This window comes from Sulfitobacter sp. UBA4523 (genome assembly GCF_002388305.1).
GTDB classification, from domain to species: Bacteria; Pseudomonadota; Alphaproteobacteria; order Rhodobacterales; family Rhodobacteraceae; genus Sulfitobacter; species Sulfitobacter pontiacus.
The window spans coordinates 1-21,605 of sequence record NZ_DGMH01000002.1; the positions used below are offsets into that span (position 1 = coordinate 1).

At 60.9% G+C, this 21,605-nt stretch carries 23 protein-coding genes; 4 read left to right on the top strand and 19 right to left on the bottom strand.

Annotation, left to right across the window (positions count from 1 at the left end):
* The 12 genes from ccoG to B3849_RS00150 form a co-directional block, all read right to left on the bottom strand.
* On the bottom strand, positions 1 to 916 hold a 916-nt coding region (ccoG, locus tag B3849_RS00095), incomplete at its 3' end, for a cytochrome c oxidase accessory protein CcoG (protein ID WP_286779674.1).
* Between the two features lie 96 nt (positions 917 to 1,012).
* Positions 1,013 to 1,918, bottom strand: a complete 906-nt coding sequence (gene ccoP / locus B3849_RS00100) for a cytochrome-c oxidase, cbb3-type subunit III (RefSeq protein WP_278425690.1) — start codon at positions 1,916 to 1,918, stop codon at positions 1,013 to 1,015.
* Complete coding sequence (locus B3849_RS00105; RefSeq protein WP_005848929.1) at positions 1,915 to 2,103, bottom strand: CcoQ/FixQ family Cbb3-type cytochrome c oxidase assembly chaperone; 189 nt, start codon at positions 2,101 to 2,103, stop codon at positions 1,915 to 1,917. The genes ccoP and B3849_RS00105 overlap by 4 nt, the downstream gene beginning before the upstream one ends.
* Before the next feature lie 10 nt (positions 2,104 to 2,113).
* Positions 2,114 to 2,950 (bottom strand): cytochrome-c oxidase, cbb3-type subunit II, encoded by an 837-nt coding sequence (gene ccoO, locus B3849_RS00110; RefSeq protein WP_278425689.1) that lies wholly within the window; start codon positions 2,948 to 2,950, stop codon positions 2,114 to 2,116.
* A 5-nt stretch (positions 2,951 to 2,955) separates the two neighbouring features.
* Positions 2,956 to 4,566: a cytochrome-c oxidase, cbb3-type subunit I gene (ccoN, locus tag B3849_RS00115; protein ID WP_278425688.1), complete on the bottom strand. Its 1,611-nt coding sequence runs from the start codon at positions 4,564 to 4,566 to the stop codon at positions 2,956 to 2,958.
* A gap of 130 nt (positions 4,567 to 4,696) precedes the next feature.
* Positions 4,697 to 5,608 (bottom strand): sugar kinase, encoded by a 912-nt coding sequence (locus B3849_RS00120; protein ID WP_278425687.1) that lies wholly within the window; start codon positions 5,606 to 5,608, stop codon positions 4,697 to 4,699.
* Positions 5,605 to 6,795, bottom strand: a complete 1,191-nt coding sequence (uxuA, locus tag B3849_RS00125) for a mannonate dehydratase (protein WP_278425686.1) — start codon at positions 6,793 to 6,795, stop codon at positions 5,605 to 5,607. The genes B3849_RS00120 and uxuA overlap by 4 nt, the downstream gene beginning before the upstream one ends.
* Before the next feature lie 37 nt (positions 6,796 to 6,832).
* On the bottom strand, positions 6,833 to 8,143 hold the full coding sequence (locus B3849_RS00130; protein ID WP_278425685.1) for a TRAP transporter large permease: 1,311 nt from the start codon (positions 8,141 to 8,143) through the stop codon (positions 6,833 to 6,835).
* Positions 8,140 to 8,634: a TRAP transporter small permease gene (locus B3849_RS00135; protein ID WP_005848940.1), complete on the bottom strand. Its 495-nt coding sequence runs from the start codon at positions 8,632 to 8,634 to the stop codon at positions 8,140 to 8,142. The genes B3849_RS00130 and B3849_RS00135 overlap by 4 nt, the downstream gene beginning before the upstream one ends.
* A 75-nt stretch (positions 8,635 to 8,709) precedes the next feature.
* On the bottom strand, positions 8,710 to 9,702 hold the full coding sequence (locus B3849_RS00140) for a TRAP transporter substrate-binding protein (protein ID WP_278425683.1): 993 nt from the start codon (positions 9,700 to 9,702) through the stop codon (positions 8,710 to 8,712).
* 166 nt (positions 9,703 to 9,868) lie between these two features.
* Positions 9,869 to 11,374 carry an aldehyde dehydrogenase (NADP(+)) gene (locus tag B3849_RS00145; protein ID WP_286779675.1) on the bottom strand — a complete coding sequence of 502 codons (1,506 nt, stop codon included), beginning with the start codon at positions 11,372 to 11,374 and terminating at the stop codon, positions 9,869 to 9,871.
* A 73-nt stretch (positions 11,375 to 11,447) separates the two neighbouring features.
* Complete coding sequence (locus B3849_RS00150) at positions 11,448 to 12,194, bottom strand: SDR family NAD(P)-dependent oxidoreductase (RefSeq protein WP_005848946.1); 747 nt, start codon at positions 12,192 to 12,194, stop codon at positions 11,448 to 11,450.
* Positions 12,195 to 12,564: 370 nt separating this feature from the next.
* On the opposite strand from B3849_RS00150, the gene B3849_RS00155 reads away from it, so the two are divergent.
* Positions 12,565 to 12,912 (top strand): cupin domain-containing protein, encoded by a 348-nt coding sequence (locus B3849_RS00155; protein WP_005848947.1) that lies wholly within the window; start codon positions 12,565 to 12,567, stop codon positions 12,910 to 12,912.
* 4 nt (positions 12,913 to 12,916) lie between these two features.
* Here the strand turns inward: B3849_RS00155 and B3849_RS00160 are convergent, their stop codons facing one another.
* From B3849_RS00160 to B3849_RS00180, 5 genes are all read right to left on the bottom strand, one after another.
* The gene (locus tag B3849_RS00160; protein ID WP_050752188.1) at positions 12,917 to 13,660 is read right to left on the bottom strand and encodes a FadR/GntR family transcriptional regulator; all 744 of its coding nucleotides are present in this window, start codon (positions 13,658 to 13,660) and stop codon (positions 12,917 to 12,919) included.
* The gene (locus B3849_RS00165; protein ID WP_286779676.1) at positions 13,636 to 14,352 is read right to left on the bottom strand and encodes a ribonuclease activity regulator RraA; all 717 of its coding nucleotides are present in this window, start codon (positions 14,350 to 14,352) and stop codon (positions 13,636 to 13,638) included. Before B3849_RS00165 ends, B3849_RS00160 begins: the two co-directional genes overlap by 25 nt.
* A 58-nt stretch (positions 14,353 to 14,410) precedes the next feature.
* Complete coding sequence (locus tag B3849_RS00170) at positions 14,411 to 15,691, bottom strand: TRAP transporter large permease (RefSeq protein ID WP_005848953.1); 1,281 nt, start codon at positions 15,689 to 15,691, stop codon at positions 14,411 to 14,413.
* A 2-nt stretch (positions 15,692 to 15,693) separates the two neighbouring features.
* Positions 15,694 to 16,224 (bottom strand): TRAP transporter small permease, encoded by a 531-nt coding sequence (locus B3849_RS00175; protein ID WP_278375703.1) that lies wholly within the window; start codon positions 16,222 to 16,224, stop codon positions 15,694 to 15,696.
* Positions 16,225 to 16,295: 71 nt separating this feature from the next.
* Positions 16,296 to 17,291 carry a TRAP transporter substrate-binding protein gene (locus B3849_RS00180; protein ID WP_005848957.1) on the bottom strand — a complete coding sequence of 332 codons (996 nt, stop codon included), beginning with the start codon at positions 17,289 to 17,291 and terminating at the stop codon, positions 16,296 to 16,298.
* A gap of 239 nt (positions 17,292 to 17,530) precedes the next feature.
* Between B3849_RS00180 and B3849_RS00185 the strand changes: the two genes are divergently transcribed.
* The 3 genes from B3849_RS00185 (at position 17,531) to B3849_RS00195 (ending at position 20,307) form a co-directional block, all read left to right on the top strand.
* A complete protein-coding gene (locus tag B3849_RS00185) occupies positions 17,531 to 18,067 on the top strand; it encodes a redoxin domain-containing protein (RefSeq protein WP_278425678.1) in 537 nt (178 codons plus the stop codon).
* A 268-nt stretch (positions 18,068 to 18,335) separates the two neighbouring features.
* Entirely contained in the window at positions 18,336 to 19,520 is a 1,185-nt protein-coding gene (locus B3849_RS00190) for a sulfite oxidase (protein ID WP_235183698.1), read from the top strand.
* 55 nt (positions 19,521 to 19,575) lie between these two features.
* Complete coding sequence (locus B3849_RS00195) at positions 19,576 to 20,307, top strand: c-type cytochrome (RefSeq protein WP_278425677.1); 732 nt, start codon at positions 19,576 to 19,578, stop codon at positions 20,305 to 20,307.
* Between the two features lies 1 nt (position 20,308).
* On the opposite strand, the gene B3849_RS00200 is transcribed toward B3849_RS00195, so the two are convergent.
* Positions 20,309 to 21,049 carry an anti-sigma factor family protein gene (locus B3849_RS00200; RefSeq protein WP_286779677.1) on the bottom strand — a complete coding sequence of 247 codons (741 nt, stop codon included), beginning with the start codon at positions 21,047 to 21,049 and terminating at the stop codon, positions 20,309 to 20,311.
* Positions 21,046 to 21,605, bottom strand: a 560-nt coding sequence (locus tag B3849_RS00205) for an RNA polymerase sigma factor (RefSeq protein WP_349678126.1), incomplete at its 5' end; no start/stop codon positions are given. The genes B3849_RS00200 and B3849_RS00205, both read right to left, overlap by 4 nt.

Genomic DNA, 21,605 nt, shown 5'->3' on the forward strand with positions numbered 1-21,605 from the left:
TGTCGATGCCCATCGGGCAGACCGCGACACAGGCGTTGCAGTCGATACAATCGCCCAAGACCTCTCCATCGCGCGATTGGCGGTCGCCTGCGGTGTTTTTGTCCAGCGCCGCGCCGTAGCGCGCCACCGCATTGCCGCTGCCGATCGCCTCTGCCGCCGCTTTCTGGCGCTTTACCCCGCCCTTGCCGCGCGGCTCCCCCCGCCATTTGCGGTAGCCGACGGTCAGCGTGCCGGGGTCCATCATCGCGCCTTGGATGCGGGGCCAGGGGCACATGTAGATGCAGATCTGTTCGCGCATGAAGCCGCCAAAGATAAAGGTCGTGGCGGTGAGCACGGCGATGGTGGCATAGGCCACGGGGGCCGCTTGCAGGGTCACGAGGTCGCGCGCGAGACTGGGCGCATCGGCAAAGTAAAAGACCCAAGCCCCGCCCGTCGCCACTGCGATCAGCAACCAGACCGCCCATTTCGCCCCCCGCAACCGCGCCTTGCGCAGGCTCCACGGCGCATTGTGCAGGCGGATACGCGCGTTGCGGTCGCCCTCGATCCAGCGCTCCACAGTCATGAAGAGGTCAGACCAGACGGTTTGCGGGCAGGCATAGCCACACCAGACCCGACCCAAGGCAGAGGTAAACAGGAACAGCCCCAACCCCGCCATGATCAGCAGACCGGCGACGAAATAGAACTCATGCGGCCAGATCTCGATCCAGAAAAAATGGAAACGCCGGTTGGCAAGATCGACCAGAACCGCCTGGTCCGGCAGGCTCGGCCCGCGGTCCCAACGGAGCCACGGGGTGACGTAATAGACCCCCAGCGTGAGGATCAGGATAACCCATTTCAGCCGGCGGAAAAAGCCGCTCACCCGGCGGGGGAAGATCGGCTCGCGCGCGGCGAAAAGCGGGGGGGCGGCGTTGGACATGGGCGGGGGGCTCCGGGGTTACGTCTTGCGGCCTACACCCGTGGGGCGCAGGCCGCTTTGATCTGCATCAAACAACAGGTCTTTTTGTGCTGCGGCTCAGTCGGCAGGCGTATCTTGGGCCGTGTCCATCGCGGCCTCCCCCCCGCCCAGACCGTGCACATAGGCCGTCACAGCGCGCACATCGGCTTCGCCCAAACGCGCCTGCCACGGCGGCATGACCCCCATGCGCGGCGTTTTCAGCTGTTGGATGATCGCCTCGTGACTGCCGCCGCGCAGCCAGATCGCATCGGCAAGGTTTGGCGCGCCGATCTCCCGATCCCCAAGGCCCGTCTCACCGTGGCACGCGCTGCAATTCGTGGCGAAGATATCCGCACCCGCTTGGGCCGCTGCCTCGTCATGCGCGAGCCCCGAAAGGCTGCGTACGAAATGGGCCGTGGCGTCCAGCTCCGCAGCGCCCAGCCAGTCAAAGGACGGCATCTGCGAAAGACGCGCGTCGGCGTCATCCTCGTTGCGGATGCCGTGGCGCACGGTATAGGCGATCTCGGCCATCGTACCGCCCCAAAGCCAATCGTCATCCAGAAGGTTCGGGTAGCCCGAGGCCACCACACCCCCCGCCCCCGCGCCATGACATTGCGAACAATTCGCCGCAAAGACCGAACGCCCCGCCTGCACAGCGAAACGGTGCAGCGCGTCGTTGTCTTTCAGAACCCCCATATCGACGTTGATCAGGCTTTCCGTCAGATCGGCATTCGACTGATCGACACGCGAGATTTCAGCCGCGACCTCGCCACGGGTGGAATAGCCCAACAGCCCCGCCGTCGCCCCCGAAACCATCGGCCACGCGGGATAGAGGATGGTATAGATCACGCCCCAGAAGATGGTGGCGTAGAAGGTCCAAAGCCACCACCGCGGCAAGGGCGTGTTCAGCTCTTCGATGCCATCCCAGCTGTGGCCCGTGGTTTCGGTGCCGGTGGCGGGGTCGATCTTGCGGTTGTCGGTCATTGGCGGGCTCCGTCTTGGCGGGCTTGGTCGGGGTCATCGTTGCGAAACGGCACATCCGCCGCGTCATCATGCAGCGCGCGCGATCCGGGGCGATAGGCCCAAGCAATGACCCCCAGAAAGATCAACGTCAGGATCAGCAGGGCCCAACTGTCGGCCAGTTCACGCAGGAAGGAATAGGTGTCCATGGCGGGCTCCTCAGCGGGTGGCGTCGGGCACAAAGGTCGAGAAATCGACCAACGTCCCGAGCATTTGCAGATAGGCGATCAGGGCATCCATCTCGCTGACACCGGGCTGCCCGTCAAAGTCGCGCACCTGCGCACCGGGGTAGCGGTCAAGCAGCGCGTCATAATCCCCCATCGGGTCAACCTGCATGCGGAAATCTCCGCTCGCGCTGGCGATCATCTCGTCGGTGTAGGGCACGCCAACCATGCGGTGGGTCGCCAGCAGTTCGGTCACATCCTCGCTTTCCAGCTTGGCCTCCATCAGAAAGGCGTATTTCGGCATGACGCTTTCCGGCACGACCGACTGCGGGTCCATCAGGTGGTCCACATGCCACTCGTCCGAATAGCGCCCACCGACCCGCGCCAGATCCGGCCCGGTGCGTTTCGAGCCCCATTGAAACGGGTGGTCATACATGGATTCGGCGGCGAGGCTGTAATGGCCGTAACGCTCCGTCTCGTCGCGCATGGGGCGGATCATCTGGCTGTGGCAGACATAGCAGCCCTCGCGCACGTAGATCTCGCGCCCCGCCAGTTCCAGCGGCGAATAGGGGCGCATGCCCTCGACCTTCTCGATCGTGTTCTCCAGCCAGAACAGCGGCGCGATCTCGATGATGCCGCCGATACTGACCACCCCGAGAGAGGCGATCAGCAGCAGCGTCGCATTGCGTTCAAACCGCTGGTGAAAGGTGATCGTCTGCGTCTCGGGCGGCAGCTCGTTCGGGATTTTGCCCTTTTTCATTCCTTCGCTGGCGCTCACCACCTTGGGATCGTCAGCGGGGTCATAGTTGGGGCTTTGGGGGTTCTTGGCCATTGATATTACTCCGCTGGCAGGGCGACGGTGACGGGGCAGGCTTGCGGGGCGCGGATGGTCATCCACATGTTCCAGACCATCACCGCACCCCCCGCGAGGTAGAGCACCCCGCCCAGACCACGGACCACATACATCAGGAATTTGGCTTCGACGGTGTCGGCAAAGCTGTTGACAAGGAAGCCATTGGCATCGACCTCGCGCCACATCAGCCCTTCCATAATGCCCGAGACCCACATCGACGCCGCGTAAAGCACGATGCCCACGGTCGCGAGCCAGAAGTGCAGGTTGATCGCCGACAGCGAATGCATCTGCGCCCTGCCCCAAAGCCGCGGTGTCAAGAAATACAGCGCGCCAAAGGTGATCAGCCCGTTCCAGCCAAGCGCGCCGGAATGCACGTGCCCGATGGTCCAGTCGGTGTAGTGGCTAAGGCTGTTCACCGCGCGGATCGACATCATCGGCCCCTCAAAGGTGGACATCCCGTAGAAGGCAAGCGAGGCGACAAACATGCGGATGATCGGATCGGTGCGGATCTTGTCCCACGCACCCTCAAGCGTCATCAAGCCGTTGATCATGCCGCCCCAACTGGGCATCCACAGGATGATCGAGAACACCATCCCCAGCGTCGCCGCCCAATCGGGCAAGGCGGTATAGTGCAAGTGGTGCGGACCCGCCCAGATATACAGAAAGATCAGCGCCCAGAAGTGGATGATCGACAGTTTGTAGCTATAGACCGGACGGCCCGCCTGTTTCGGCACAAAGTAGTACATCATGCCCAGAAAACCGGCGGTCAGGAAGAAGCCCACGGCGTTATGCCCGTACCACCACTGCGTCATCGCATCCTGCACGCCCGCAAAGACCTGCACCGATTTGGAGCCCCAGATCGACACCGGAATGGCGAGGTTGTTGACCACATGCAGCATGGCCACGGTGATGATGAAGGCCAGAAAGAACCAGTTCGCCACATAGATATGACGCTCGCGCCGGTTCAGGATCGTACCGAAGAACACGGCGAGGTAGGTCAGCCAGACGATGGTCAGCCAGATGTCGACATACCATTCCGGCTCGGCATATTCCTTCGATTGGGTCGCCCCCAGCAGATAGCCCGTCGCTGCCAGCACGATGAAAAGCTGATAGCCCCAGAAGACGAACCAAGCGGCGTTGCCGCCCCAAAGCCGTGCCGCCGACGTGCGTTGCACGATGTAAAAAGAAGAGGCGATCAGGGCATTACCGCCAAAGGCGAAGATCACCGCGCTGGTGTGCAGCGGACGCAGACGGCCAAAGTTGGCATAGGGCTGCGCCCATTCGATATTCAGCGCTGGAAACGCAAGTTGAAAGGCGATGTATGTCCCCGCAAGGAACCCGACAACACCCCAGAACGCCGTGGCAATCACGCCATAGCGGATCGGCCCGTCCATATAGCCCTGCGGCGCTGGCGCATGGGGCGCGGCGACACCGTCGACCGGCATATTGCGCAGTTGCCAGAAGAACAGGCCGGCGGCGATCACCATGATCAGCAGCGCATGGACCATATAGGCCGGATCCCGCGCCCAATCGGCCGCCAAAGCTGCGAAAAACACAATGAGCGCAAGCACGACCAACTTGAGCGTATCGAACATATCCCGAATCCCCTTTATTTCGGGACACGGTTCTCATGGCGGCAGGGGCGGTGCCTTGATCTAGATCAAATGCGGCACGGGCTTGGCAGGAATTCTAGGGGTCAATCTATCGGCGGGTGCGCGCGCTCTGTCAGACCAGCCCCAGATCGTTGCGCGAGATAATGGCACCCTTATGCCTGATCACCTGCCCCGCACATCTCTGCGCGGCCGATATGGCGTCCTCGGTCGGCAAGCCGCACAGAAGGCACGCAATATAGGCGCCGTTAAAGGAATCTCCGGCGGCGGTCGTATCGATAATGTCCCCGACCGGGGCCACGGGGAAGGCCGTCAACTGGCCGTCCTGCAGGTGGATCGTATCCGCAGGCCCGTTCTTGACCACAACATGCCCGGCCCCCAGATCGGCATAACGTTTCGCGCTTTCCTGCGGGGTCCGGTCACCAAAGGCCGTTGTTTCATCGTCGAAACTTGGCAGTACAAGATCGCTCAGGCCCGCGGCCCGCGATATGACATCAAGCATCCGGTCTTTATCCGCCCAGAGGTGAGGCCGGATATTCGGATCAAACGCCAAAAGCCCGCCGTGCTTTTTATGCTCTACCAAACCGGCCAGGAGTGTCTCCAGGTCGTCGGGCGGCAGGATCGCCAGCGTGATGCCCGAGAAATAGACCACATCCGCCCCTGCCACATCGCGCCAAAGCGGGCCGGGGTGGCGCACCATCATCTGCGCCGCCGATGTGTCGCGCCAATAGGTAAAGCTGCGCTCGGCCCCGTTCAGCTGGATCGTATACAGACCGGGGCGCCGATCGGCGATGCGCGGCGTCTCCGCGCAGCGGATCCCACCCGACCGGATAAAGGCCAGCATCTGGTCCGACATAGGGTCCGTGCCAACAGCGGTGTGAAAGGCGACATCCGCATCATCGGCGGAATGCGCCCGCGCGTACCACAGGGCGTTGAACACATCGCCGGAAAATCGTTGCCGCCACAGGTCATCGCCCGCCGACGACAGTTCGATCATGCATTCGCCGATGCCAAGAAGTGAGGTCATTGCACCTGCCTTGCGTGTTTTGATCCGGTGTCTGAATGGTCCAGCGCGGCCAAGGCGCCTCGTAGCTCCGCCAATCCTTTGAGCCGCCCCAGATATGAATAGCCCGGATTTGTTTTCTGCTGCTGTTCGAACGCCAGCAGGTGACCGTGATCCGGCCGCATGGGGATAACGCGGGCGGGCTGCCCCTGTTCTGCCGCGCGCAGGGCCGCGAGGACCGCGATCATATCGGTGCTCCCCCCAAGTGCCGCGGCTTCATGAAAGCTGCCATCCCCCTCGCGCTGCACATTGCGCAAATGGGCAAAGTGGATATGCGCGCCAAAACGGCGGGCCATGTCCGGCAGATCATTATCCGCACGGGCCCCAAGTGACCCAGTACAGAAGGTCAGCCCGTTCGCAGCACTCGGCACCGCATCAAGAATAAACACCAGATCCTGCGCGGTCGAAACGCAGCGCGGCAAACGGAAAAGCGGGAACGGCGGATCATCGGGATGGATGGCAAGCCGCACCCCCAAGGCCTCTGCCTCTGGCACGACGAGCCTCAGGAACGCGGCCAGATTGGCCTGAAGGTCGCGGTGCGACAGGGATGCGAAACTTTCGATGCCCGCCAGCAGATCCGCCCGCGTAAACCCTTTGGCGCTACCGGGAAGCCCTGCGATGATATTCGCCTCTAACGCGGCGATCTCGGGCTTTGTCATATGCCCCCACCGCATCTGCGCCGCGGCCAGCAGATCGGGGGCGTGGTCGGCCTGAGCGTTCGGGCGCGCAAGGATATACACGTCGAACACCACGAAATCCACCATGTCAAAACGCAAGGCCTGCCCCTGCCCGTCGATCTCGAAGCGCAGATCGGTGCGGGTCCAGTCCAGCAGCGGCATGAAGTTGTAGCAGATCGTCTTGACGCCCGCGCGCGCCAGATTGCGCATGGTCTCGATCCATGCCGCGATCTCTGCCGTGGCACCGGCACCCTTCAGCTTGATCGCATCCGGCATCCAGATCGACTCGCACACATCCCAGCTCAGGCCGGCCTCCTCGATCCGCGCCTGAAGGGCCGTGATATCCCTCAGCGGCCAGACCTCGCCGGGGGCGTAGTCGTGCAAAGCGGTCACAATGCCCGACGCGCCGGCCTGCTTGATATGGGTAAGCGTGACCGGATCAGTGGGGCCAAACCAGCGCCATGTTTCTTTCATGGGATATCCTATTCGATCAGATGTCTGCGCCGACGGGTCATTGGAATGACATCGGCATGAGCGTGCGCGGCAGCCACAGGGCGATCTGCGGGAAGAGAATGACCAGCAACAAGATCACCAGCATCGGGGCCAGAATGATGCAGACATCCCGCAGCACCTTGACCACATTCATCCCCCCGATCGACGCAGAGATCAGCAGACACAAGCCATAGGGCGGCGTCACCAGACCAAAGGCCAGCGAGATGATCCCGATAATCGCAAAGGCCACCGGATCAATCCCCGCCGCACGCGCCACGGGCAAAAGCACCGTTCCCAGAATGATAATGGTCGGGATGGCATCGATGAACAGACCGAAAAACAGGAACAGCGCCGCGATGATCAGCGACGTGCCGATGACGCCAAGCTCGTGCGCGGTCAGCACGTCCACGATCAAACGCGGCACGTTGTAGAACGCCAGCATCCAGCCAAAAGCCGAAGCCGTCCCGATCGCAAAAAGCGAGATCGACGCAAAACGGCCCGTGTCATAAAAGATCCCGCCAAGATCCCGCACCGACACGGTACGATAGACGAAAACCCCAAGGATCAACGCATAGCCCGCCGCGATGATCGCGCTTTCGGTCGGGGTCACAATGCCCCCGACAATGCCGCCGATCACCAGAACCGGGGTCAGCATCGCCAGCGCCGCGCCTTTGAACGCCGACCAGAACTGCCCGAATGTGGGCCGCAGGGTGACGGGGTAGTCGTATGTCTTGGCATAGCCATAGACCGTCGCCATCAGGGCAAAACCGATCAGCAAGCCGGGAATGGCCCCCGCCAGAAACAGCGCGCCGACCGAAATCTGCATGACCCCGCCCCAGACTACCATGAGGATACTGGGCGGAATGATCACCCCCATCACGGACGAACAGGCCGTGATCGCAATGGCAAAACGGGTGTCATAGCCTTCTTTGACCATCGCGGGGATCAGGATCTTGCCGCAGCCCGCCGCATCCGCCGTGGACGACCCCGAGATACCGGCAAACAGCATCGACACGGCGACATTCACATGCCCTAATCCACCGGGCATCCAGCCAGTCAGCACGCGGGCGAAATCAATCAGCTTTTGCGTGATCAACCCCGAATTCATCAGGTTCGCCGCCAGCAGAAAGAACGGCACGGCAAGCAGGATGAACGAGTTATACGACTGGAACATCCGGTCGATGACAATGAAGGGCGTCAGCCGGATATCCAGCATCACAATCGGAATTGTCGCGATCCCCAAGGCAAAGGCGACCGGCACCCGCAACGCCACCAGCAGGATGAAACCGCCCACAAGAATAAGACAGGCAAGGCCCGTTGAAACGATCATGATACGGCCCGCCCCTCTGTGCGGTAGACCGCAAATGCTTGATACAAACGGTAAAGGGCAAAGACCGCCCAAAGCACACCGGCGATCGGGACAGAGATATGCGTGAACATCAGATTTGCCCGCATCATGACCGACGTCTGGTTGCCCCCGAACTTGGCGTAATCAATGCCGTACCATGCGAACAACAGCGCAAACCCCGCGACCAGCCCTAGCACCAGCGCTTGCTGCAAGAACGCCAGCAGCGGATGCTTGGCACCGGGGATGACCTGAACGTCGAAATGCGTCCCCTCCCACACCGCCAGGGCAGACCCGAGCATGACCACCCATACAAAGATGAACGTGGCCAGCTCTTCGGTCCATAGGTAGACGGGGATCACCCCGGTGTAGCGCGCGATGACCTGCAGGCCGACGGGGATCGCCAGTGAAAACATCAGCACCCCCACAACGAAGCGGAGCAAGGATGCGAGCAGTTCCAGACCACGCAGGATCATGTGCTTACCGATCAGCTTGAGTGAAAATAAAATCCCCCTCGGGTCACAAGAACCCAAGGGGGGCATCCGCGGGGATTACTTGACGCGGACCGCTTCAAGCAGGTCCGATGCACCGATCTCGGCGGCATAGGCATCCTGCACCGGCTTGACCATTTCCAGCATCTTGTCGCGGTTTTCGAATTCGGACACGGTTAGCTGACCCGCATCGACCATCTCTTGCAGCTTTACGCCGTCCTCGCGCGATTCCAGCTCGCGGCCATAGGCCCCTGCCTCTTCGCCCGCTTCAAGCACGGCGGCCTGCAGGTCTGCGGGCAGGCTGTTAAAGGTCTTGCCGCTCATCACGATGGGGCGCACGGTGATCGAATGGCGCGTCAGCGTCAGGTTCGGGGCCACCTCGTAGAACTTGAGGTTCTGAATGCTCGCGGCCTCGTTCTCGAACCCTGCGATGACGCCGGTCTGGATGGCGTTGTAAACCTCGTTATAGGCAATCGCCGAAGGGGCCGCTGTCAACGCCTGGAAGATCTGCGCCTGGATCGGCGCGCCCATGACCCGCATCTTGTGGCCCTTCAGATCATCAAAGGTCACGACAGGGTTTTTGGACAGCAGATTGCGCGTGCCCCCGCCGGTGTAGCCCACGATCTTGATATCGGCTTTCTCCAGCAGCTCGTCCTCCAGCGGCGCAAGCACATCGCTGGACAAGACCGCATTCCAGTGGTCCAGATCGCGGAACAGGAACGGCATGTCCATCAGCGGGATGGACGGGGCGAACTTGGCCATGTTGGACGGCGCAAGGATCGTATAGTCGATCGCCACACCCTGGTTCAGGAAGGTGACGTAATCACTTTCGACGCCAAGCTCGCCGTTCAGACGTAAGTCAAACGTCACATCGCCGTCGTATTTCTCGCCGACCAGTTCCTCGAATTTACGCAGTGTTTTGGTGAAGGCATGTTCCTCGTCGAACATGCTGGCCCCCCGCAGAACCGTCTCGGCCTGCGCGGTCGCGGTAAAGAGCGTCGCAGCAACGGCGGCACCCGAAACAAGCTGTGCTGTCTTGGTAAAAAATGACATGGTAGTCCTCCCTGATTGTTGTCTGACCAGATACGTGCCTGACCAGATTCTCCCTGACGTGAAATATGTCGTTAGTATTTGTAATGCGTCAAGCTTATTTGTAACTATTTGTATATCTCAAGTTTATCAGCGGCTTACCCCCAACGCGCCGCTGCCCCGCACAGGGTCAAACGACCGGCAGCAGCTCTGCCGGCAGGTCTTGGTAGCAGACGGGGCGCAGGAAACGGCGGATCGCCAGCGTCCCGACCGACGTCGCGCCAAAGTTGGTCGACGCGGGATAGGGCCCGCCGTGGACCATCGCCCCGCTGACCTCCACGCCCGTGGGAAAGCCGTTGGCTAATATCCGCCCCGCCTTGCGCTCTAACACCGGCATCAAGGCCTTGGCGGCAGCAGTATCGCCTGCGTCCATTTGCAACGTGCAGGTCAGCTGCCCGTCCAGCCCTTTGGCAACCGCGGCCATCTCATCCGCATCGGCCACGCGCACGATAATGCCAAGCGGCCCGAAGACCTCATGCGCCAGCGCGTCGCTGTTCAGCCAATCGGTGCCAGAGACCTCGAAGACAGCAGGGGTGACACGGCGCGCCTCGCCCCGATCCGAAGAGACGAGCGCGCGCGTACACCCCGCGCGCGCGATACGATCACGCCCGTCGAAATAGGCATCGGCGATCCCCGCCGTTAGCGTTGTTTGGGCAGGGCTTTCGTACAACGCGGCGACCGCGGCATCGCGGAAGGCATCGGCACCGGAGCCGTCGGTGACCACAACCACGCCCGGGTTCGTGCAGAACTGCCCTGCCCCCATCGTCAACGACGCGGCCCATCCCGCGCCGATCTCTGCGCCACGGGCGGAGGCTGCGGCGGGCAGGACAAAGACTGGATTGATCGACCCAAGCTCGCCAAAAAACGGAATGGGTTCGGGCCGCTGTGCGCATAGATCAAACAGCGCGCGTCCGCCGCGCAGCGATCCGGTAAAGCCGACGGCCTTGATCAACGGATGCTGCACCAGCGCCTGCCCGACCTCTAGCCCGCCCCCCTGGATCAACGAGAATACGCCCGCGGGCATGTCGCAAGCTGTAATGGCGGCGGCAATCGCTGCGGCCACGACCTCTGCCGTGCCGGGGTGCGCGTGGTGCCCCCTGACAACCACCGGACAGCCCGCCGCCAAAGCCGACGCCGTATCCCCGCCTGCCGTCGAAAAAGCGAGCGGGAAGTTCGACGCCCCAAAGACCGCAACAGGGCCAATCGAGCGCTGGATCATCCGCAAATCGGATCGCGGCAAAGGCGTGCGATCCGGCAGGGCCGCATCATGGCGCGCGTCCAGAAACTTGCCTTCAAGGATATGCGTCGCGAACATGCGCAGCTGCCCGGAGGTGCGCCCTGTCTCACCGCGCAAACGTGCGTCTGGCAGGCCGGTTTCTTGGGTGCCGATCAGGGCCAATGTGTCGATACGGGCATCAACCTCGTCCGCGATCGCATTCAGGAAGGCCGCGCGATCCTGCGCTGTGGTGGCGCTGTAGGCGTCAAACGCATCCTCGGCAGCCTGCGCGGCGCGGTCGACCAGATCAACGGTGCCGGCGGCAAAAACCCGTGGCTCCCCGTCGGCGGGGTCGGATGAAAATTGCTCTGCCGCGCCGGTCCATTCGCCTGCGATCAGGTGTTTGCCCATCAGTTCCATGCTGCGTTTCCTTTCGCCTCTGTCAGAAAAATCCGGCGGCCGCGTGCATCCGCAGCCGCCGGTCGTGTCGTTGTCAGGAAAACAGCATGCCGCCGTTGATATCGACGTTGGCACCCGTGATGAACGCAGCATCATCCGAGGCAAGGAACACCGCCAGCTTGGCCACATCTTCCGAAGTCCCCTCGCGTTTCACGGGCGAGACATTGGCCACATGGGTGCGCACTTCGGGTTTGGTAAAGATGTTGTGGAAATCGGTATCGATCATCCCCGGACAAAGCGAATTCACGCGGATTTTCGGACCCAGCTCTTTCGCCAGACCCCGCGTCAGCGTCATCAGCGCCCCCTTGGATGCGCCGTAAGCAGAGGCACCGGGCCCGCCGCCATCGCGACCGGCCTGCGACGCGAGCCCGACAATTGACGATCCTTCGGTCATATGGGGCAGACATTCACGCACCATCAGCACAAAGGATGTCAGGTTCACGTCCATGACCGACTGCCAGTGATCCAGCGTCATCTCCGACATGGTGACCCGCGCGACCAGCCCGCCCGTGACGTGGACCAGCGTATCGACCTGTCCGAATTCCTTGACGGTCTTTTCTACCAACGCGGCAACATCGGCCTCTTTGGTCATATCGCCCTGCAGCGCGAAGGCATTGCCGCCCGCCGCCTTGATTTCGGCGACGGCGCTATCGGCCCCTTCTGAGCTTGCCATATAGTTGATCGCCACATTCGCGCCCCGCGCCGCGAGCTCAAGCACGCAGGCGCGGCCGATATCGCGGCCACCGCCGGTTACAATTGCGGTTTTCCCTTTGAGGTCCATGATCGTCTCCTGAATATAAAATTCTGCGGAGGAACCTGACCGAGCAGTGCTCTCCGCGTCTCCCTTCGATGCACAATGGGGTTCAAGGGCGGCGATGCACGCCCAACAACTGCATTATCCGTCCCCTTGCTTAGGGCAAACCTCGGGGCACGACAATACAAATTATTACAAATATAGAGATTGGTAAGTCGAGAAGGTCTTTGGCCCCAGCGGAAAAGCCCGAAAAAACAGTAGAATATGCGTTATATCAAGCACAAACCCGATGAAAATCACTACGGCCCACGGCTAGCCCCGCACCCAAATCTGTTGACAACAACCAAAAACAGTTACAAATAATTACATCTGATAAACGCCGGGGGGAGGCATACCAATGGACACCACAGCAGACGCATCACAGGGTTGGATGACCTCTGGCCCCGGCGCGCAGCGGCGCATCTTGTGTCAGGACAAAGCGCTGATGATGGTAGAGTTCATGTTCGAAAAGGACGGCGTCGGCGTGCCCCATTCGCACCCCCATGTGCAGACGACCTTCGTGTCCTCTGGCCAGTTCGAATTCACCGTTGGGGGCGACACGCAAATCCTGAACCCCGGCGATGCGTTGATCATCCCGTCGAACGTCGAACATTCCTGCCTGTGCTTGCAGGCGGGGAAACTGCTCGACAGTTTTGCACCGCGGCGGGATGATTTCATGGCGGCCCACGGGCTACCGCTGGAGTAAGCAGTTAGCCTTCGAACACACGGTTCTTTGCATTCTCAACATGGGCGCGCATGGCGGCGCGGGCTTCGGCCTGATCCCGCGCGATGATCGCGGCGAGGATGCGGCGGTGTTCTTGCTGGACAAGCTCCATCCGCTCACGCGGTTTGCTGAGCGACAGGTTCCGCGTCAGGTTAAGGCCGGTCAGGATGTTCGACTTCATCGAGGTGCGCGCAGTTGCGAAATACTGGTTGCCGGACGCCTCGCAGATCGCCTGATGAAAGGCCTCGTCTGCCTCGACGCCCAACTCCCCTTCGCGAATGCAGCGGTCCAGCTCCTTGAAATGCGCGCGCAGCTTGGCCAGATCCGCTTCTGTATGGCGCACGGCGGCAAGGAACGCCGCCTCCCCCTCGATCGCGGCGCGGAATTCGAAGGTGCGCTGGATATCAGCGATGGACCCGACGGGCGCAAAGGTCAGCACCGCCGTATCGGGGCGGCGCTGCACGAATGACCCTGACCCCTGCCGCGACACGACCACCCCGTCTTCGCGCAGCTGCTTGAGCGCCTGACGCAGCACCGGCCGGGACACCTCCAGCATCTCGCTCATGGCGTGTTCCGTCGGCAGCTTATCCCCGACCGCGGTCTCCCCGCTGGAGATCATCGCGAGGATTTTCTCGTAGGCGTGATCCGCAAGCGTGCGTTCCTTGGCGGGCTTGCCCATGGCGGAACGGCTCGCATCTGCGCCTGCTACCGGTTGTTTTGTTCCCGCCATGCTTTGAATTCGTCCTTCGTTGCCGGATCTGTCGGTGGGTAAAGCCCAAAAATCGAAGCACCATTTTGCACCATTTCCAGAACGAAGTCTTCGAAAACGGTCATCTCTTCGGTTTCTGACGCTATTTCTGCCACCAGATGCTTGGGGATGCAAACGACGCCTTCATTGTCGCCCACGATAATATCACCCGGAAAGACGGAAACACCGCCACATGCGATAGGGTCATTGATCGCGACGGCGTGGTGTTTGGTCAGGTTTGTCGGCGCACTGGGGCGGGTGTGATAGGCGGGCATCTCAAGCGCCGAAATCTCGGGCGTGTCGCGGAACCCCCCGTCGGTGACGATCCCCTTGCAGCCGCGTTTCATCAACCGGGTGGCCAGAATACACCCCGCCGAGGCCGCCGTTGAATCGCGCCGCGAGTCGATCATGAAGACGGACCCGGGGGGGCATTCCTCTACCCCCTTGCGCTGCGGGTTGGCACGATCCGCGAAAGACTCTAGCCCGTCCAGATCCTCGCGCGCGGGTATATAGCGCAGGGTGTAGGCCGGCCCGACCATATTCGGCCCGGGATTCATACGGTACGGCCCCTGAACAAAGACGTTACGAAAGCCGCGCTTGAACAATGCGGTGGTCAGCGTTGCCGTGCTGACATGCATGAGCTTTTCAAGGAGTTCTGGCGTCGGTTCAGTCATGGTGAAAACTTTCTACTATGGTATTTCGGGCGTTTTGAAAGGCGTGGAAAAGGTCGGCTCATTCAAGCAATGAGGGCAGGAACAGCGACACCGCGGGGACATATGTGACCAGCAAGAGCGCCATCAGAATGGCCAGGTAGAAGGGCCATATGGTCCTGAGCGTTTCCTCGATCTTGACCCTGCCAACGGCACAGCCCACGAACAGACAGGTGCCAACGGGGGGCGTGCACAGACCAAGCCCGAGGTTGACCAGCAGCATGATCCCGAACTGGGTGGGGTCCATGCCAAGATCGCGCACAATGGGCAGGAAGATCGGGGTGCAGATCAGGATCAGCGCGGCCATATCCATGATCATCCCCAGCACCAGCAGCATGATGTTGATCATCAGCAGAACGGCGATCTTTTCTTCCGAGATGCCAAGCATGAAGCTGCTCAGCTTTTCGGGCACCTGATACAGCGCCAGAAGATAGGCGAATGAACTGGCAAAACCGATCAGCACCATGACCATCGCGGTTGTCCGCACAGCAGAGACGACGGCGGTCTTGAACCCGTTCCAGTCAAGGCTGCGATAGACGAAATAGGTCAGCAGCAGCGCATAGATCGCGCCGAAGGCACCGGATTCAGTCACGGTGAAAATACCCGACAGCACCCCGCCCACGATAATCACAGCCGTCACCAGACCCGGCAGCGCATGCAGCGATGCAACGCCGACCGCACGCCAGCCGGGGAAGGGTTCCGCCGGATAGTTGCGTTTGATCGCAATGACATAGGCCGCCACCGCAAGGCACAGACACATCAGCATGCCGGGCACCACCCCCGCGAGGAACAGCTTCGAGATCGAGATCCCCCCGCCAGCGGCCACCGCAAAGATAATCATATTGTGGCTGGGCGGGATGACGATGCCTGCAATCGATGATGTAACGGTCACGTTCACCGCGTAATCGGAATGATAGCCACGTTCCTTCATGACAGGGATCAGAATAGACCCGAGCGCCGAGATATCAGCCACAGCCGATCCCGAAATTCCGCCGAACAACATGCTGGAAAAAATGTTCACCGATGCCAGACCGCCGCGCACGTGACCCACAAGGGCCGAGGCGAACTTGACCAGACGCATGGCGATACCGCCGTGCAGCATCAGCTCGCCTGCGAAAACGAAGAACGGGATCGCCAGCAGCGAGAAGACAGAGATGCCGGAAACCGACCGTTGAAAGGTGATCAGCAGCGGAAAACCTTCGTACCAGAAAGCGGTCAGGGCTGCGATACCCATTGCAAAGGCGACGGGGATACCGATCACGACGGAGACACCGAAAATGCCAAGAAGGATTGTCAGACCCATGATTAAAACAGACCTTTTTCATGATAGGGGATACCGCGCAGAAAACAGGCGATCCGAAACACCGCGCGCAGTCCGGCAAATAGAAAGACAAGCCCGCCGCACATCGCAGCCGACAAGGACCGGAAGCTTTCAGGGATGTTCAGCATGGGGAGCATTGTGCTCCACCCGAATTTGACCAGTTCAATACTTGCGACCAGCATGATCAGGCCAAAACCGGCAAGGACGATATCAATGACGAGCTTCAGGAAATGACTGACCCGCCAGCCCATCATGTCGCGGAATAGCGTCACCCCGAGATGTGTGTTCTCGTGGATCCCGACCGCCGCGCCCAGATAGGTCACATAGCAGATCAGCAAAAGCGCCAGCTGTTCGACCCATGTCGGTGTGACGTTCAAGACATAGCGCCCGAACACCAGCCAGCCGAAGGTCGCGATCAGCACGACGATGGCGATAGAGGCCGCGAGCATGCAAAGAAAACTCAGCCCGTCGAGCGCACGCTCGGTATGCTTCATCCAGAGGGGTGCGTGTTCCACGGCCCTATTCCTTTGTGAGAGAAGGGGTGCGCCCCGTTACAACAGGGCGCACGATTGTCCAGCCGCGCTGATCAGTCAGCGTTGCGGAACAGATTGACGAGATCCGTCATCTCTGGATTGGCCGCCAGATACTTTTCGTAGACGGGCACCATCGCTTCCTGGAACGCCGATTTGTCGGCGATCTCGTTCACTTCGACGCCACCGTCCATGATGATCTTCATCGACGCCGCCTCGCGTTCGCCCCAGAGCTTGCGCTGTAGATCGGTGGAGTTTTTACCGGCGGTTTTCACGATTTCCTGCTGTTCTGGTGTCAGACCGTCAAAGGTCTTCTTGCTCATGCACAGGCATTCGGGAATGATCAGGTGCTGGGTCAACGAATAGTATTTCGCAACCTCGAAGTGGCTGGTGGATTCATAAGACGGCGGGTTGTTCTCTGCCCCGTCCACAACGCCGGTCTTGATCGATTGGTAGACTTCCGCAAAAGCCATCGGGGTGGCGTTGCCGCCCATGGATTCGATCATGCCGACGAACAGATCGTTGTTCATCACGCGCACTTTCATGCCTTGCACGTCTTCGGGCGTATTGATCGGCTTGACCGAGTTATAGAAAGACCGCGCGCCGGCGTCATAGTAGCCAAGGGGGACAATCCCCTTTTCCTCTAGCGCTTCCCCCAGTGCGGCCCCCGGTTCGCCGTCCATCAGCTCATACATCTGTGGCACGCTTTTGAACACGAAGGGCAAGGACACGACGTTGGTTGCAGGCACGGCCTGCCCCATCGGCCCAAGGCTGAAGACGCCAAAATCCATGATCCCGAGACGCAGCTGTTCAATCGCATCGGGCTGCGAGCCCAGAACGCCAGCGTGGAACACCTTGCCCTTGATCTCGCCCCCTGTCTTTTCGGTGACCTCTTCCATGAAGGCTTCCATACCGTGCGATACAGGGTAATCCTCGACGTGGATATTCCAGCCGCGCCAGTCCTTTGCCTGCGCCGTCACGGGCATGACAGCCAGCGTCGATGCCGCGGCAATCGCAAAGGCACCACGGGTGATGATTTTATTCAGTTTCATATTTGTTTCCTCCCAAAGACAAATTATTGCAAAAGTGATCACACGACTTACAAATATTTACAAGTATTATTTTTCGAGTCTTGATGGGGACGCGCCTGACCCTTTCGTTTTGATCTTCACTGCGCCGACCCAAAAATTTAGAATTTTAAAGGGCTTAAGGTCTGCGAAGAGACGAGTAAGGCGACGGAAATTTCGCCCCTGCTGCACGGGCGGGCCAATACATAGGAAGAGGTAGATACATGACAAATTCGCATTCCAACCAGACAACCAAACTACAGGCGGGCACCGCCTTCCCCCTGTTCGAGGTGCCTAAATTCGGCGGCGGCACCATGACGGTGGGCGGCGCGACCGACGGCTGGACGCTGCTCATCGTATACCGTGGCAAGCATTGCGGACGCTGCAAGACCTACCTGGGCAAGCTGGAACACAACTATGCAAAGTGGGAAGACGCGGGTTTTGCGGTGAAATGCGTCTCGGCCGACCCGCTGGAGAAAGTCAGCGATGATGTCGCGCGCTTCGGGTGGACCTTCGACATCGGCTACGACCTGCAAGAGAGTGACATGCGCGCCATGGGACTTTACGTCACCGACCCGCTGTCTTCGCAGGAAACCGACCGTCGCTTTGCAGAGCCCGGTATTTTCTGCCTGCGCCCCGACGGCACGACGCAGATCATAGCCATCTCTAACGGCCCGGCGGCGCGCCCCGATCTGGGTGAACTTCTCGACGGGATGATTTTCACGATCAACAACGACAAACCTGTCCGCGGGAACGCCTGAACCCGGCCTGAGCCTGCACAGCGCAAGACAGCCAAGAGGAGCACCCCCAATACAACACAACGGCTCCCGCTAGGCGACAGACCCGAGTTCTGCCAAACCGCTGGATACAGCGGGCCTGCGCGAACGGGCACCGATCCAGCGGGCGCCCCCAAACTTTATCGAAAGTTATTTTGTCACGCGGGAATAAACCGCACCCCCCGGACGTCACTTGGTCATAGAGCCTTTGCCCACGATGCAGAGCAAAGGCCCGGAACCACGGGAGGAAGACATGAAAGTCATTGAAAACGTTAAGCGTCGGCACTTTTTAATCGGATCGGCAGGCACAATGGCCGCCGTCGCGGTCGGGGCACCGGCTTTGGCACAATCAGGCGGAGAGCCTTTGCCGGATTACGTCGCCTGGAAAGACGCCGAGGACATGATCGTCCATTCCAAGCAGACGCTCGAGACGAAACGCGCCGCACAGGGGTCAGAGCTGATCACCCCCACGACCGAACTTTACATCCGCAACAACTTGCCCGCCCCCTCGGACAAGATCGTTGCCGACCGCGATGCCTGGGAGGTCGAGATCGACGGTGTTGCAAACCCCGGCAAGATGACCGTCGGTGCGTTGAAAACGCTTGGCGTCGAAACGGTCGTCTGCGTGCTGCAATGCTCGGGCAATGGGCGCGCTTTCTTCGATCACGAGACGAGCGGGTCGCAATGGTCCGTCGGGGCGGCGGGCAATGTCGTGTGGACAGGCGTGCCCGTGCGCGCCGTTATTGACGCAATGGGCGGCGCCGATGCAGATGCCGTGTATCTGACCGGCACCGGCGGAGAGGATATTCCCCAAGGGCTGCCGCCTGAATCGATCCAGGTTGAACGCTCTGTCCCCAAGGCTGCGATGGATCGCGCGATCCTCGCATGGGAGATGAACGGCGAACCCGTGCCGCTGGCGCACGGTGGCCCCCTGCGGCTGATTATCCCGGGCTACTACGGCGTCAACAATATCAAGTATCTCAAACGGTTGGCCCTGACGGTCGAGGAATCGCCCAATAAGATCCAGCAGACCGGCTACCGCGTCCGCCCTGTCGGCGAAAAAGGTGATCCCTCGCAACCCTCCATGTATGAGATGTCGGTGAAATCATGGATCACCGGGCCGCTGGTGGATGCCGCAACGGGCAAGGTACAGATCCACGGCGTCGCCATGGGCGGTGTCAGCGGGCTTGAGAAAGTCGAAGTGTCCACCGACGGCGGGCAGACCTGGGCCGATGCGCAGTTTCTGGGGCCTGACCTTGGCCCCTACGCGTGGCGGCCGTTTGTGCTGATCACCGATCTGACGGAGGGCACGCATATGCTGGCCAGCCGGGCAACCAATGCCGCAGGCGACGCCCAGCCAGAGAACTTTCCGCCAAACGAACGCGGTTATGGCAACAACGGATGGCGGGCACATGCCGTCGACGTGACTGTCAGCTGATACCATAGACCGGCGGCCTTGGCCGTCGGTCCGACCCTTACCCGGAGACATTGAAATGACCCCATCCCTGACGCCGCGCCTTGGCGGTGCCCTTTTCCTTGCGCTGATCGGCAGCGCAGCAGCAGCCGACGCCTCTCTTGACGCAGGGCGCGCCCTATTCAACGAGACAGCGCAGCCGCAATGTGCCCTTTGTCACAGCTTGAAAGACGCAGGTGCCGAAGGCGAGATCGGCCCGAACCTTGATGACTTCAAGCCCACCGTCGAACAGGTCCGCGCCGCCGTGACAAGCGGGATCGGCATTATGCCCGGCTTTGCCGAAACGCTGACCGACGCAGAGATCGAAACGCTATCGACCTATGTGGCGACGGTCGCGGGCGGATCTGACGCCGCGGCCAACAGCGACGCCAGCGCGCCGACCGAGGACGCCGCCGCAGCAGAGCCCGAAATGCCCGGTGCCGAGATTCTGGCACAGGGCGACCCCGCCGCGGGCGAGAAGGTGTTCAGGAAGTGCAAAGCCTGTCACACGGTCGAAGAAGATGGCCCAAGCCGCGTCGGGCCAAATCTTTACGGGATCGTCGGTGCCTCTGTCGCGGCGGTGGACGGGTTCCGCTATTCCGGTGCGCTGACTGACCATGGTGGCGACTGGACACCGGACCGGCTGGCGGCTTTCCTTGCCAACCCCCGCAAGGCCGTGCCCGGCACCAAGATGAGCTTTGCCGGGCTGCGCAAGCCGGAAGATCAGGCCGATGTGATCGCCTATCTCGCCAGTTTGTCAGACGCCGACTGACCTAACCGACGCAAGGCCGCGCTGAACGAACCGTCTTTGAAAGTGCAGCCATCACGCTTTCAGAGGCGCGTTCGCGCGTCTCCAGCTTGAGATAGCTGGCAATGGCATCGAACCGGGTGCGGTCCATCCCCGTCGCGACGATGATATGGCGCTGTTGGTCCCGGGAGCCCCAGCTCGCGATCTGCTTTTCTGACGTGCTTTTACCCTCTGGCAGGGCAAACCCGCCGCGCAGGTAGGTCAGGCGACATCCATTCTGGCCCGCATAATGCATGATATCGCCCTCTTCTGTCACGCGGGACGCGACGGCTGTCAGGTTCGCGCCCTCAAGATCCGGCACACCCGCCAAACCATTCCCCGCCACGGGGCGCAGATCGCCAGAGCCTACATCATAGGTCTGTGCTGCAAGTTCGGTGTGAATGTCGAAAGCCGTGGGGCTGGCGACGAAGCCAGACCCGAATACCATCGCCAAAGCCACCGCTGCGGCGACAGCGCCGCCCCAAAGCCAACGTCGCGGGTGCCGGTTGCTGTTTGCAACCATCGTTTGCGGCGTAGCGTCTGGATCGTCCAGCACCGGACGCATCAACGCCAAACTGCGCGAAACGCGCCGCACATCCTCAAGCGCCGTAGCCAGCGCGGGTTCGGCAGCCAACCGCGTCTCCAAGGCACGCATTTCCGACGCGTTCAGCGCGCCATCATGGTAGGCGTTGACCTGTTCCCAGTCTTTGTCGTTCAGCTCGCTCATGTCTTCCGCGTCACTTCCTGTTTTGCCGTTCCGGCCCCATCGACGACGTCCAGTAACGCCCGACGCGCGCGGCTGATCCGGCTCATCACTGTGCCGTTCGGCACATCCATCACTTTCGCCGCCTCGGCGTATTTCAGGCCCATGATGTCCACAAGGCACAACACTTCGCGGGTCTCGGGCGGCAGCTTCTCGAACGCCAGCCGGACCAATACATCCCGCGCGGTATCCGGTCCGCCTGCTTCATCAGATAGACGTTTCTCCTCCGCCGAATATTCACGGCGCACGCGCCTTTTTCTCAGCTCGTCATAATGCAGGTTGCGAATGACGCGGAACATCCACGGGCGCAATTCCTCCAGCAGTTCGGGTCTGCGATCAGACCGCAACCCCCGCTCCACCGCGTCCTGCACCAGATCCTCTGCCGCGTCGCGCGACTGACAGATGGCCGTGGCATAGGCCCTCAACTCAGGCAAAAGAATCTCGATAAAGGTACGCTGCGCCATATCAATCCGTACCGCGTTTTCAGGCCGGATCAAAGTAAACCTCCGGCGGTGGCCGT